Annotated in this window: 9 protein-coding genes; all 9 read right to left on the bottom strand. The window is 60.9% G+C overall.

All coding sequences use genetic code 11. The features are described 5' to 3' along the window. Nucleotides 1–208 precede the first annotated feature (208 nt). Nucleotides 209–3,154, bottom strand: a complete 2,946-nt coding sequence (locus D8U71_RS13465; RefSeq protein ID WP_130887946.1) for an autotransporter serine protease — start codon at nt 3,152–3,154, stop codon at nt 209–211. A gap of 296 nt (nt 3,155–3,450) precedes the next feature. Then, nucleotides 3,451–4,821 (bottom strand): TolC family outer membrane protein, encoded by a 1,371-nt coding sequence (locus tag D8U71_RS13460; protein ID WP_130887945.1) that lies wholly within the window; start codon nt 4,819–4,821, stop codon nt 3,451–3,453. 2 nt (nt 4,822–4,823) lie between these two features. After that, complete coding sequence (locus D8U71_RS13455; RefSeq protein WP_130887944.1) at nt 4,824–6,173, bottom strand: HlyD family type I secretion periplasmic adaptor subunit; 1,350 nt, start codon at nt 6,171–6,173, stop codon at nt 4,824–4,826. After that, complete coding sequence (locus D8U71_RS13450) at nt 6,170–7,945, bottom strand: type I secretion system permease/ATPase (RefSeq protein WP_130887943.1); 1,776 nt, start codon at nt 7,943–7,945, stop codon at nt 6,170–6,172. The genes D8U71_RS13455 and D8U71_RS13450 overlap by 4 nt, the downstream gene beginning before the upstream one ends. A 180-nt stretch (nt 7,946–8,125) precedes the next feature. Next, nucleotides 8,126–8,506 carry an AprI/Inh family metalloprotease inhibitor gene (locus D8U71_RS13445; protein ID WP_241664222.1) on the bottom strand — a complete coding sequence of 127 codons (381 nt, stop codon included), beginning with the start codon at nt 8,504–8,506 and terminating at the stop codon, nt 8,126–8,128. A gap of 133 nt (nt 8,507–8,639) precedes the next feature. Beyond that, on the bottom strand, nt 8,640–10,085 hold the full coding sequence (locus tag D8U71_RS13440) for a serralysin family metalloprotease (protein ID WP_110645372.1): 1,446 nt from the start codon (nt 10,083–10,085) through the stop codon (nt 8,640–8,642). 450 nt (nt 10,086–10,535) lie between these two features. Continuing rightward, on the bottom strand, nt 10,536–11,621 hold the full coding sequence (locus D8U71_RS13435; protein ID WP_130887942.1) for a polyamine ABC transporter substrate-binding protein: 1,086 nt from the start codon (nt 11,619–11,621) through the stop codon (nt 10,536–10,538). Nucleotides 11,622–11,676: 55 nt separating this feature from the next. Beyond that, on the bottom strand, nt 11,677–12,021 hold the full coding sequence (locus D8U71_RS13430) for a cupin domain-containing protein (RefSeq protein ID WP_122611326.1): 345 nt from the start codon (nt 12,019–12,021) through the stop codon (nt 11,677–11,679). Between the two features lie 31 nt (nt 12,022–12,052). Then, the gene (locus D8U71_RS13425; protein WP_130887941.1) at nt 12,053–13,459 is read right to left on the bottom strand and encodes an FAD-dependent oxidoreductase; all 1,407 of its coding nucleotides are present in this window, start codon (nt 13,457–13,459) and stop codon (nt 12,053–12,055) included. Nucleotides 13,460–13,470: the final 11 nt, after the last annotated feature.

The raw sequence follows: 13,470 nt of genomic DNA, 5'->3' as shown, positions 1-13,470 counted from the left end.
CGCCATGCAGCTTCTCGCGGCTGGCGTTGCCTTGATCGTTCCCACGCTCTGCGTGGGAATGCCTCTAGGGACGCTCCGCGTTCCAATGGGACGCAGAGCGTCCCGGGCTGCATTCCTTTGCTGCGCGTGGGAACGATCAACACAGGTTTTGCGACTGCTGCGCAGTCGGGGATAAATCCCCTCGCCACAGGGGCTCAAACACATGCAATCAGAACTGCCAGTTCAGACTCAGCCCTACGCCATGCAGCTTCTCGCGGCTGGCCAGTTGGCCGTTGTAATCGAGGTTGACCCGCACGTCCTTGCTCAAGGCCAGACTGGCCTGCACGCCGACCAGTGCGGCATCACGTACCAGCGCCGAACTCTCCACTGAGTACGGCGTGCCGCCGCTGGCAAAACGCAAATGCTGCTCTGATTCGATATCGCTGAGGCTGTGCTGCCAGCCGAGCCGAGCGCTGACGTCCAGCGCTTGCTGGCTGGAAAGGTTGAACGTTTTGCTCGCGCGCACGCCCAAGGTGCTCGACACCGCATCGCGCTGATCGCCAGAGCTTTTCAGCGCAGCGGCATCGCCCTTTTCGGTAAAGCCTTCGGTGTCGAGATGCAGGTAGGTCAGGTTGGCGAACGGTTCCAGCGCCAACGCTTGCAATTGCAAGCGATACGCCGCCTCGGCGAAGACTTGGGTGGTGGTCGCGTCGACTTTGGCTTTCTGCTTGGCGCTGACCTCGTCGTATTGCAGATCGCGCTTCACATCTCCGCGATGCCAGCTGTAGGCCGCGCCGCTGCTCAAGCGCCAGGCGCCGAGATCGTGCCCGGCGTAAGCACCGAGGTGATAGCTGTCGACTTTCGCCGAGGAATGCGTGCCCGAGCCCATGCTCAAGGAGCTGTCGCTGTAGCCGGTGACCAGACCGATGCGGGTCTGCTCATCAAGCGCGCCGTCGACACCGGCCAGCAGGCCGCCGATCGAGGTGTTGTAGCCGGCCGTGTCGTGGCCCGAATCGGTGCTGCCCCAGGCGCCGAGGGCTTTGATCCAGCCGTTGCTGCGGGTCGCCGATTCATCGTGCAGCCGCTCGCCGAGCGCATCACGCAACTGGCGGCTGTCGTTGATCAGCATTGTCCCCAGCGCTGGATAAATCTCGCCGCTCAGTTGCTGGAAGGCTTGCTGCGCCGAGGCTTGAGTCGGTGCACGAAGCACACTTTCGTAAACCGAATTGCCAGCGCCCAGCCCTTCGACTGCCGCCGCCACCGAACGCTGGTTCGGCGTTTGCCCGACGCTGGCGAAACTTGTGGCGTTGCGCTGGATATTCAGCTGAATGCCGCTTGCGGCGTAGTCGAGGGCGCCGCCGATGAACAGGTAGTTCGGCACCACCGCAGCGAACTGTCCCTGCACGCCGCCTGCCGCTTGCAGGATGTTGTACTGGCGGCCGAGCAGGCTTTGCGCTTCGGCGCTGCTGAGCAAGGTCGGGCTGTTTTCCAGCGCCAGGCTGACGCTGGCGCCGCTGACGGTTGCCGTGCCGCCGGCAACGATGCGGTCGCTGCTGGTAGGCGATAGCTCAACGGCGTATGTCGAGCCCGGGGCGAGTGTCACATCACCGCCGACGTTCAAGGTGCCGATGGAGTTGCCCGGTGCGACCCGGCCGCCGCTGTTGGCGGTCAACGCACCGATGCTACCCGAGCCGCCGAGGGTGCCGCTGTCGTTGACGGTGACCGCTGAGGTCAGCGAACCGTTGACCGTCAGCAGACCGCCGTTGACGGTAGTCGGACCGCGATAGGTGTTTGCGCCGCTGAGCAGCAATTGCCCGGCGCCGGACTTGATCAGGCTGCCCTCGTACACCCGGTTCGCCGCTGCCGCATCACGCAACATGCCGACGGCGTAATCGGTCTGCTCCTGCTGACTGGCGCTGGCCGGCACACCGTTCTGCCAGCCTTTGTCCTGCAGGGTTTGCTGCCAGTCGCTGTGCTCGGCGAGGTCTTCGTTTTGACGCTGGAGCAGCGCCTTGTCGGAGATGTCATTGCTCCAGACATCGCGCTGCCCTGCCCCCAGATTCGCGTCGAACGCACCGAGCAATTGCCCCGGCCCGCGCATTGCCCGGTTGAGGTTGGCGACGCCCCAGCCGACCCGCTCGTTCGGTGCGTCTGTGACCGAGCCATCGAGTTGCGTAGCGGTGCTCAGCAGCACCTCGAGCGCCTGCTGGTTGGTCATGTACGGATAACGCTCCATCACCAGCGCCAAGGCGCCAGTCGCATGCGGTGCCGCCATCGAGGTACCGGACTTGATCGCATAACCGCCGCCGGGAATGGTGCTGTTGATCTTCGCCCCCGGCGTGGTGATGCACCAGTATTTGGCGATGCCGCACTGGTTGTACTTCTGCTGATTGCTCTGATCGAGCCCGGACACCGCCAGCCAGTGACCTTCCAGATCCGGCTGAAAGTACGGCAGCGCCGAGCGTACGCTGGCGTTCGGGTAACCGCTGTTGCCGGCGCTGAACACATTGATCACACCGCGCCGCGAAACGTCGGCAGCGGCGTCGAGCCAGGTGCCCTTGTTCCAGTGCTGCGCGTAGGCGGCGTGCAGATCCGCCAGGGTGCGATAGCTGACATCCGGCGGCTGACTGCCCCAACTGTTATTGATCGCCCGCACGCCGGCGTCGGCAAGGCTGTCGTAGACCGCTTTGAAATAACGCGGATCAGGGCTTGGACCGAAGAGGAAACTGTCGTTCTTGTTGGTGTTGCCGACGTAGATCTGCGCGTTGTACGCCACGCCGTGCATGCCGCTGCCGTCACGGGTTGCGCCCATGGTCCCGACGACGTGGGTGCCATGGGAATCATTGTTCGGGTTGAGCGTGCCGTCGACGTTGAACGCTGAGCCATCGACGTAGCTGCCGCTGGCCGTTACCGGGTGATAACGGTCGGCGGAGAATTCCGGGTGGGCGGCATCGAAACCGGAATCGAGCGCGCCGATCTTCACGCCCTTGCCGGTGATGCCGGCTGCGTAGGCCTGATCGGCCTGCATGCGTTGCAGACCCCAGTCACGCAAGAACTCGGCGCTGCGCCAACTGGATGGATCGCCGGGCTGGCCTGATTCCAGGTATTGGGCCTGCGTTGCCGAAGTCACCAGCAACAGCGTGCCGAGCGAAATCGGCTTTATGCGTACGTCCATGGTCATCACTCTCGTTTTTGTTGTTTTGTTCAGGGCTGAATTGCGGTGTCGCCTGTTCCCCTCACCCCAGCCCTCTCCCCGAGGAGAGGGAGCCGATTTGTGTTGATGTCAAAACCTGCGTCCGGCTCGGTCGTTCAGGTCGATGCAGCTATCGCAGGCCACTCGGTCAGTCCCCTCTCCCTGTGGGAGAGGGAGCCGATTTTTGTTGATGTCAAAGCCTGCGTCCGGCTCGATGGTTCAGGTCAATGCAGCTATCGCAGGCCACTCGGTCAGTCCCCTCTCCCTCTGGGAGAGGGTCAGGGTGAGGGCTGTTGCGCGATCACAAATGCTTCGTCCACCCGCGCCAGATCCTGCTCATTCAGCGTCCCGGCGTAGTAATGCAATTTGGTCCAGGCCATCAGGTAGTCGTAGCGTGCCTGGGCCAGGTCGCGGCGGGTGGTGAACAGTTGCTGCTCGGCATTCAACGCATCGAGATTGGTGCGTTCGCCGCCCAGAATGCTTTGTCGGGTCGAGACCACCAGCGCCTCGGCCGACTTCAGGGCCTTCTGATAAGCGCGCAATTTGCTCACCCCGGACAGGCAGGCGCTGAACTGGCGGCGCAGTTCGATCAAGGTTTCGCGGGTTTTGCCATCCAGTTCGTATTCGGCCTGTTCCATGGTGCGGCTGGCCTGCCGTGTGGAGGCCGATACCCCGCCGCCGGCGTACAGCGGCACGCTGACTTCCAGGCCGATGGTGTTGGTTTCGTAGCGCTGGTTATAGGTGTTGCCGCTTTCGGACTCGTTGTCGCGCATCGAGGCGTAGGCGCTTACTTTCGGCAGATGCCCGGCGCGGTTGCGCTCGACTTCGTAGCGCGCCACTTCCACGGCCTGACGCTGCGAAGCGAGGTTCGGGTTGTTGCTTATCGCCAGTTCATGCCAGGTGTCGAAGTTGGCCGGTTGCAGGGTGAAGGTCTGGAATTGCTGACCAAGCGGCGCCAGATCGCCGATATCCACCGCCGGCACGCCCACCAGCGCGCCCAGCTCGCGCAAAGCGGCATCCTGCTCGTTGCGCGCTTCGATCTCCTCGGCAGTCGCCAGTTCATAGCGCGACTCGGCTTCGAGAATATCGGTGCGCGTGCCCTCGCCCTGCTTGAACATGTGTTCGTTCTGCTGGAACTGCTGTTCGTAGGCCTTCTTCTTCGCCTGGGCGATGTCGATCTGGTCCTGGGCGAACAAGGCTTTGGTGTAGTTATCCAGCACTCGCACCAACAGTTCCTGACTCTTGCCGCGAAAGGCTTCGTCGGCGAACAACGACTGCGCCACACCTTTGCGATACGCCGCATAAGCCTCGTAATCGAGCAGCGGTTGCTGCACCGTGAGCGCCGAGCCGTAACTGTTGTAGTTGCGCTCATCAGTTCGATTGCGCGCACGATCATCCAGAGACGTCGCCTTGGACGAGTTGCGGCCCTTGTTGTAGGTGTAACCGATCCGAGGCAGCAGCCCGGCGCGGCCAATCACGCGGTTTTCCAGGCCGGCATCGCGCTCCTTGATCGCCCCCAGGAACACCGGATCATTGCGCAATGCCTGTTCGTAAATCTCGAATGGCCCCATGGCCGCGACTGCCGAGTGACTCGCGAGCAGCGTCATTGCGGCCCCCAGCATGCAAAGCTTTTTCATACAGCCGAACATCCTTATTCCTCGGTCAACGCAGAACCGGCGCGATCAAGCAGCGGTTTGAACAGGTAGTTGAGGAGTGAACGCTCACCGGTGCGCACGAACATTTCCGCCGGCATGCCGGGCTTGATCACCAGACCGTTGAGCTTTTCCATCGCCTGATCACTGACGCTGCTGCGCAACACGTAATACGGCACGCCGGTTTTCTCATCGACCATCTGGTCGGCGGAGATCAGGCTGACTTCGCCGGGCACGCGCGGGGTTTTGCTCTGGTTGAACGCGGTAAACAGAATGTCCACCGGCAAATGCGTGCCGACCTTGTCGATCAGGTTGATCGGCAAGTGCCCTTCCACTTCCAGGGTGGTGCCTTGGGGAACGATCTCCAGCAGGGTTTCGCCCTGACGCACCACGGCGCCTTCGGTGTGCACACCGAGGTTGACTGCCACGCCATCGGCGGTGGCGAGGATCTCGCTGTGTTGCAGGTCGAAACCGGCGGAGGTCAGCTGCTCGGACAGCGTCACGCTTTTCAGCTGCGCATCGGCCAGTTGCGTGCGCACTTCCTTCTGGTACTCCTCGCCGTGCTGCTGCAACTTCAGGCGCGATTCAAGGATGCCCTGCTCCACGCGGCCGCTTTCGCCGGTGTTTTCTGCCAGTTGTTGCTGCACTTGCGACAGTTGCCGCTGGTAGTCCATCAAGCGGTTGCGCGGGATATAGCCGTTGTCGGCCAGCGGTTGCAGATTGCTCAACTGTTGCTGCAGTGAGCTGGCCTGGGCATTGAGGTCGCTGCGCGCGCGGCGCATACCGGCCAGTTGTGCGGTGGCGCCTTCGATGTTGGCGCGCAGTGCCGCTTGCTCCCGGGAGAACGCTTCGCGGCGGCTGCTGAACAGTTGCCGCTGGCCTTCCAGCACCAGCGCCAGGCGCGGGTCCGGGTCGTTGCTCAATTCAGGCGGAAAGGTCACTTGTTTGAGGTTGTCGCGCTCGGCCTGCCAGCGCGCGAGGCTGGCCCAGGCCATGCGGTACTGCGCCTGCAGCGATTGCACGTCGGCAGCCACTTGCGTCTGATCGAGGCGGAGCAGTGGCTGGCCCTGCTTCACGATCTGGCCTTCGCGCACCAGAATCCGGCTGACCACGCCGCTGCTCATCGACTGCACAGCCTTGCGTTTGCCCGACACCACCACGGTGCCCTGCACTGGAATGCCCTGATCCAGCGGCGCCAGTGCGGCCCAAGTGAAGAAGCTGCCAGCGCCGACGATGGCCAGAATCCAGCCCAGGCGCGCGAAGAATTTCGCATCGCGTTCCGGGCGCTCGGTGAGGTAGGCGTGTTCCATGTTCGCTTCGTTTTCAGTGTTCATGCTGGCGCTGCTCATACACCCGAATTCCTTGTCGTGGGCTGATACTGCCGGCTCATGCTGAGCCCGCCCGGTGCTTGTGCGGCTTTTTCGCGTTGCTGTTCGTGCTGGCCGGAAAGTGCCTTGAGCACATCCTGACTCGGGCCGAACGCCTGCAAGCGGCCATCGTTGAGCACGAGCAATTTGTCAGCCTGAGCCAGCACCGAAGAACGGTGCGTCACCAGAATCACCGTCGTGCCTTGCGCCTTGAGTTGCGCAATGGCGCTGGCCAATGCCGCTTCGCCGACGGTGTCGAGGTTGGAATTGGGTTCATCGAGCACCACCAGACTCGGCGTGCCGTACAGCGCACGGGCCAGGGCCACGCGTTGCTTCTGGCCACCGGACAAGCCGCTGCCGTCCTCGCCCAGTTGCGTGTCGTAGCCTTGCGGCAAGCGCAGGATCATTTCGTGAACGCCGGCCTGTTGCGCGGCAGCTACGACTTTTTGCGGATCGGCTTCGCTGAATCGCGCAATGTTCTCGGCGATGGAACCGCTGAACAGCTCGATGTCTTGCGGCAGATAACCGATGTAAGGCCCGAGCTGATCGCGGTTCCAGCGATGAATATCAGCGCCGTCGAGGCGCACGGTGCCGCCGAGCACCGGCCACACGCCGACCAGCACTCGAGCCAGCGTCGATTTGCCGGAACCGGAAGCGCCGAGCACGCCCAGCACTTCACCAGCACTCAGATTGAAATTGACCATGTGCAAAGTGGCTGCACGCTGCCCGGGCGGGCCGGCGCTGACTTGTTCGAAGGTGATCTGGCCTTTCGGTGCCGGCAGTGCCATCGCCTCGTCGCTGGGCGGAAACGCCTGCAACAGCGCATCGAGACGGCGGTAAGCCAGCTTCGCCCCGCTCCACTGCTTCCAAACGGCGATCAGTTGATCAATCGGGCTCAGCACGCGGCCCATCAGGATCGAACCGGCGATCATCATCCCCGCCGTCATGTCGCCCTTGATCACCAGCAACGCGCCCAGGCCCAGCACCAACGATTGCAGGCACAGGCGCAATGTCTTGCTCAGTGAACTGATCACCGCGCCGGTGTCGCTGGCCTGGTTCTGCAAGCCGAGAAAGCGCGAATGCACCCCGAACCAGCGCTTGCGCAGCGAGCCGAGCATGCCCATCGCCTGAATGGTTTCGGCGTTGTGCAAGTGGCTGGTGGCCAACTGGCTGGACTGCTGGGAAAAACCGGCGGCCTCGCCGAGGGGCTCTTTGGTCATGTATTCGTTGAGGCACGCCAGCGCGATCAGCAGCAACGCGCCCGCCGTGGCCAACACGCCGAGCCAGACGTTGAACAGGTAAATGACAAACAGATAAACCGGGAACCACGGCGCATCGAAGAAGGCGAACAGCGCCGGGCCGGTGACGAACTGGCGAATGTGGGTCAGGTCGCCCAGCGACTGCCCGGCGTTGCCTTCGCCCTTGAACAGGTTGCGCTCGAACGCGGCCTGATAGACGCGCAGATTGAAACGACGCTCCAGCTGGCTGCCGATGCGGATGACGATAAAGCTGCGGATCACTTCCAGCAGGCCGATAAAGGCGAAGAAACCGACCACCATCAACGACAGCATTGCCAGGGTGGTTTCGTTCTGTGACGACAGCACCCGGTCGTAAACTTGCAGCATGTAGATCGACGGCACCAGCATCAGCACGTTGATCAGCGCGGTGAAACAACCGACGCTGATCAGAATGCTTTTATAGTCGCCCAATGCCTTGATTAACGGAGCGGTGGCAGGAGACTTCGCCATCTTCATTGATTCTTCCTGAATTCATGCCTCGTCATTACCGGACGAGCATTCCATTGATATTCCGCCTGCCTGCCAAAGATAACTTGCAAGTAGCGCTTACAATTTCATAACAACTTGACCCGATGTCGCGCTTATAACGCACGACCACTGGCTTATATCAACTTTCCTTCACTCGACAACCATTGCCTACTGCGCTGCGCGCTCTAACGTAATAACCAGTTCGGCGCTCAAGGCCTTTGTATAAATGCCATCACGCTGGCGGCTGAAGAAGGCGATCCTCGAACCTTCCTTGCCGGTGATGGAAATGCCATCGGGCTCTGGAAACCAGCCGATTGGCGCTTCGCCCAACCACGCGGCCAGACATTCAGTGCCCTCGCCCAAAGTCTGGTTCGGCGCAAGCTCGACCAGGCAAGTGTTCGAGGGCTTGTCTTGCAGCGACCGCGTTTCGGGTGTGTCGCTGTGACCGGTCAAAGTGGCCTGCCAGCGCCCGGCGAATGCCGAGGGTTCTTCGAGTCTGAGGCTGCTCGCCATGCTTGTCGCTCCGGTCATCATCAGCGTGACTGCCATCAGCCATGCCATCGTCGTGTCAGTTAAAACGTATCGAGTCATAGGAAACTTCACTTCCGCTCGTAGCCTTGCTCGGCGATCAGGCCGATGCAAGCGAAGAAAGCGACGCACCAGGCGCCGCTTTCCTTTCACATCACGCGACGATGTCGCTGGTCGCTGCCTGGCCCACGGTGCTGACGATAAAGTCAGCCACGCCATGCCCGGAGAAATCCACCGACAACAGGCTGTTGCCACCCGACGAGGTCAACACTGCGTCGCCGGCCGAACCGGTGAAGCTGTTGACGAAGTGCAGGCCCGCGCCGTTGGTGATGCCGGTCAGGTCGATTTTGTCCAGACCGCTGACGAAATCGAGAATCTGATCGATCGCCCCCGGCTTGGAGTCCGAACTGGCGGCGAACACGAAAGTGTCCGAACCGGCGCCGCCCCACAGTTTGTCGGCACCGCCAGCGCCGTACAGGATGTCGTTGCCGGCACCACCCTTCAGTTCGTTGGCCACGCTGTTACCGATCAACAGATCGCTGCCCGAACCACCAATCGCGTTCTCGATGACTGCGCCCTTGGCGATCGACACGTTGCCGACCATGCCGCCAACGTCGGAGAACGAAGCGCTATTGAGGTTGATCTTCTGGTTCTGGGTGAAACCGGAGAAATCCAGGGTGTCCTTGCCGCCGGCATCCCAGACCGAGAACACCACTTTGTCGCTCGACGACGAAGCGCTGAGGAAGTCGCGACCGGTATTGGAGTTGAAGCCGTAGGTGGTGTCGCCGGTGCGGGTCGTGGTGTTGGCGCCGTAGAGCTTCTGGATTGCGGCGATGTCATCCATCAGCGGGCCGGACGAATAGGCTTCGACGCCGGCCTTGCTGAAGTTCTGGTTGGTGTTGCTCTCGCTCCAGTAACTCATGACGCTGTAGCCACGGGTGTCCTGGCCATAAGTCGCATCGTTGTAGGTCGGGTTGCCGTTGCCGGCGTTGTAGTCGCCGGGGTGCGCAAGGCCAAGGGTATGGCCGATTTCGTGGGTCAGGGTCTGACGACCGTAGTTGTTCAGTTCCGGGTTCTTGTTCTGCGTGTAACCGCTGTTGATCAAGTACCACGAGGTGCCGTCATAACCAGCGCCGGTTCCCGGCAGATAGGCAAACGCCGCAGCGCCATCCTGGCCACCGCTGTAGTTACCGAAGGTCATGTGCCCGTCGCCGCCCGAGGCTCTCTCGGTGAAGGTGACATTGGCCACGTCGGCCCAGGACTGCATGGCGAGCTTGGCCTGCGCCTGCTGCTGTGCGCTGAACTGACTGAACCCGCTGATGCCGTGCTTGTTCATCGTGCTGTTCGAGGCCGAGGTCAGGAACGTGTAGGTCAGTTCGATCTTGCCGCTGCCGTCCTTGTCCTGGTAGGCAGCGCCGTCACGCAGCAGTTGCGTAGCCGCCTGGTCGACGGTGTACGAGGGTTTGCCATTGACCGTGAGGTTGCCGCCGCGGTCGTACTGATGGCTGAAGCTATTGATCTGGTTGTACGCCGAGCTGAAGGCAGCCAGCTGGAAAGCTTGTTCGGCGGAATCAACAGCATTGGTTTTAACTTTCGACATAAACACACTTCCTTGTTTAGCAATGGAACAGTTTTTGTCCGACAGGACGATCTTTGGCGAGATCGTCCTATCACTCGCCCAATGGAGGCGTAACGAACCTGACACAATTGGAAATCTGTCGTAAAGAGTTTTTTTGCGATCCAATTTGGCTATATCAGGAAACTGCCGTAAACAAAGCGCGCGGGGAGGAAAGATTGTTTTTAGTTGCGATGAGGGTGGAAATTGTCTGACGATTTTCTATTTAAATATTAAATATCGCTAAGTTTGAATTTGTTGGGCAAGTCACACTTTCCGTCAGCGGTGCCAGTGCTTTGATATCAACTCTATGACGTTATTCGGACTGTAGGAGCTGACGAGTGCAACGAGGCTGCGATCTTTTGACTTTGACCTTTTTAAGATCAAGAGATCGCAGCCTCGTTGCACTCGTCAGCTCCTACAGAGGACGGAGGTTCAGCTACCGGTGCGAATCTTGTTCCACACCCGTGTCCGGATCCGGTCGATATTAAGCGGCATCGCTTCCAGCGCGAACAGCTTGCCCATCATTTCCGCGCTCGGGTAAACCTTGGTGTCGTTCTTGATCGCCGGGTCGATCAGTTTGTCGGCTTGTTCGTTGCCATTGGCGTAATGCACGTAGTTGCTGATGCCGGCCATGACATCGGGGCGCAGCAGGTAGTTCATGAAAGCATAGCCGGCCTTCTCGTCCGGTGCGTCGACGGGCATGGCGACCATGTCGAACCAGATCGCCGCGCCTTCCTTGGGAATCGCATAACCGATCTCGACGCCGTTCTTGGCTTCCTTGGCGCGGTTCTCCGCTTGCAGGATGTCGCCGGAAAAGCCCACCGCTACGCAGATGTCGCCGTTGGCCAAATCACTGGTGTACTTCGAAGAATGGAAGTAGCTGACGTAGGGCCGCACTTTCATCAACAGGGCTTCGGCTTTTTTGTAGTCTTCGGGATTTTTGCTGTGGTGCGGCAGGCCCAGATAGTTGAGGGCCGCCGGGAGCAGTTCCGGGCCGTTGTCGAGGATCGCCACGCCGCACTTCTGCAGTTTTTCCATGTATTCGGGTTTGAAGATCAGATCCCAGGAATCCACCGGCGCGTTGTCGCCCAGCACCGCTTTGACCTTGGCAATGTTGTAGCCGATACCGGTGCTGCCCCACAGATAAGGGAAACCGTGTTCGTTGTTCGGGTCGTTGGTCTGCAGGGCCTTAAGCAGCGCTGGATTGAGATTCTTCCAGTTCGGCAACTGACTCTTGTCGAGTTTCTTCAGCGCCCCACCCTGAACCTGCCGCGCCATGAAGTGGTTCGACGGAAAAACCACGTCGTAACCGGATTTACCGGTCATCAGCTTGCCGTCGAGGGTTTCGTTGCTGTCGTAAACGTCGTAGGTGACGCCGATGCCCGTGTCTTTCTGGAAATTCTTCGTGGTGTCCGGGGCGATGTAGTCGGACCAGTTGTAGACCTTGACCGTCTCGGCCGCGTGACTGACGGAAGCGGCCAGCAACAGCGGCGCCAATGCGAGGGTTTTCTGGATCATGGGGCGATTCCTGTATGGGCTTTTTTTGTTGGCAGGCAATCAAAGGATCAAACAATCAGAAAATCAGCACGTAGCTCTTGCGCACGGTTTCCTGGATATCCCAGATCCCGAGCGTGTTGGCAGGCAACATCAGTGCGTCGCCGCCTTGTATGTGCAGGGTTTCGCCGCCACCGTCGGGGGTGAAGGTGCAGCGCCCGGAAATGAAATGGCAGAACTCCTGCGCGGTGATCTGCCGCCGCCAGCGGCCCGGGGTGCATTCCCAGACGCCGGTTTCGACACCGTCGTCGCGCTCGACGCTGGTGGTCGAGGCAATTGCGACGGGTTCGCCGAGGGGCACGACGACCGGGTTGGATTCTTCGAGCTCAAGCGCGGCGGTGTTCTTGAATTGGGTGATGCTCATGGCGTGACCTGTTTATTGAGGGAAACGACGTTCAGTGCATGAAACCTTCCATGAACCCGGCAACCCGGCTGGCGAGCTTGCGCCGCCAGGGCGCGGTCGCGGGATTGGCCAGGGTCTGGTCTTCGTGCACGAAACTTTTGATGATCGCGTTGTAGCCGAGCCAGCGACATGGCTCTGGCTCCCAGGCACGCAGCGCATGAATGCCACCGTCGGGCAGGACCCACGGTTGTTGGGTCAGCTCGCTGTCGCGCTCAAGAATCAGATCGGCCAGCGTCCGGCCGCCGAGATTGCTGGCCCCGACGCCCTCACCGCCATAACCGCCCGATAGCGCGATGCCGTTGGCGCGGTCGCAAAGCATGTGCGGCTTGAAATGCCGCGACATGCCAAGGTTGCCGCCCCAGGCATGGGTGATCTGCACATTTTTCAGCTGCGGGAACAGTTCGCCGAACAGATAGCGGCGCAACTCGACTTCATCGCGGGTGAGGTTGAAGTCATGGCGCAGCTTGCCGGCGAACTGATACCCGCCACGGGCGCCGAAGATCAGACGATTGTCGGCACTGCGCTGGCCGTAGGTGACCTGGCGGCTGAATTCACTGAAGGCCTGGCCGCGATTGAGGCCGATTTCGTCCCAGGTCGCAGCGGACAGCGGTTCCGTGGCGACAATCAGGCTTTGCACCGGCAATTGATAACGACCAAGTGGTGGCAAGGTCACCGAATAACCTTCCACCGCCGGGACGATCCAACGGCTGCGCACGCTGGCCTTGGCGGTACGCAGACTGCCGGGTTGCCAGTGAGTGACCGGGCTGTTTTCGTAGATTTTCACGCCCATGTTCTGCACGGTCCGCGCCAGACCACGGACCAGTTTCGCCGGGTGAATGGTCGCGACATGGGGAGCGAAGATGCCGCCGTAGGGCTTGGCCACGCGGATCTGCTGGGCCAACTGCTCGGGACTGAGCCAGCGGTAGTCGTTATCGGTAAGGCCTTGGGCGTGCAGCTTGCTCAGGTAATCACGCAGAACGGCTTCCTGCTCTGGGTAGCGCGCGGCACAATAAAGCACCCCGCCCTTACGGTAATCGCAGTCGATGCCTTCGCGTTCGAGGACGATCTCCACTTCATCGGGGATGCTGTGCAGCAGATCGAACGACGCCCTGCGTTGCAGCGGCGATAAGCCTGCGAGCAAGCGATCTTCGCCCAGCAAATTACCCATCAGCCAGCCGCCATTGCGTCCGGATGCACCGAACCCGGCGGTTTGCGCCTCGACGATGGCGATATCCAGGCCGGGCGCCTGTTTTTTCAGGTAGTACGCCGTCCACAGTCCGGTGTAACCGGCGCCGATGATGGCCACGTCGACATCCAGGTCACGCTCAAGCGCAGGCCGCGCCAGCAGCGGTTCATCGAGCTGATCCATCCACAAACTGATCGTGCGCCACGCCGACATGCCAGACTCCG

The sequence above is a fragment of the Pseudomonas sp. Sample_21 genome, assembly GCF_004307525.1.
Lineage (GTDB): Bacteria > Pseudomonadota > Gammaproteobacteria > Pseudomonadales > Pseudomonadaceae > Aquipseudomonas > Aquipseudomonas atacamensis.
The sequence above is the reverse complement of the archived record's forward strand: the minus strand, read 5'-3'. Positions and strand labels throughout refer to the sequence as shown.

What these genes read in the sequence shown, in the direction of transcription:
- D8U71_RS13455 (WP_130887944.1), bottom strand. Translation starts at nt 6,173, where the DNA reads ATGAGCAGCGCCAGCATGAACACTGAAAACGAAGCGAACATGGAACAC.
- D8U71_RS13450 (WP_130887943.1), bottom strand. Translation starts at nt 7,945, where the DNA reads ATGAAGATGGCGAAGTCTCCTGCCACCGCTCCGTTAATCAAGGCATTG.
- D8U71_RS13465 (WP_130887946.1), bottom strand. Translation starts at nt 3,154, where the DNA reads ATGGACGTACGCATAAAGCCGATTTCGCTCGGCACGCTGTTGCTGGTG.
- D8U71_RS13460 (WP_130887945.1), bottom strand. Translation starts at nt 4,821, where the DNA reads ATGTTCGGCTGTATGAAAAAGCTTTGCATGCTGGGGGCCGCAATGACG.
- D8U71_RS13445 (WP_241664222.1), bottom strand. Translation starts at nt 8,506, where the DNA reads ATGGCAGTCACGCTGATGATGACCGGAGCGACAAGCATGGCGAGCAGC.
- D8U71_RS13425 (WP_130887941.1), bottom strand. Translation starts at nt 13,459, where the DNA reads ATGTCGGCGTGGCGCACGATCAGTTTGTGGATGGATCAGCTCGATGAA.
- D8U71_RS13440 (WP_110645372.1), bottom strand. Translation starts at nt 10,085, where the DNA reads ATGTCGAAAGTTAAAACCAATGCTGTTGATTCCGCCGAACAAGCTTTC.
- D8U71_RS13435 (WP_130887942.1), bottom strand. Translation starts at nt 11,621, where the DNA reads ATGATCCAGAAAACCCTCGCATTGGCGCCGCTGTTGCTGGCCGCTTCC.
- D8U71_RS13430 (WP_122611326.1), bottom strand. Translation starts at nt 12,021, where the DNA reads ATGAGCATCACCCAATTCAAGAACACCGCCGCGCTTGAGCTCGAAGAA.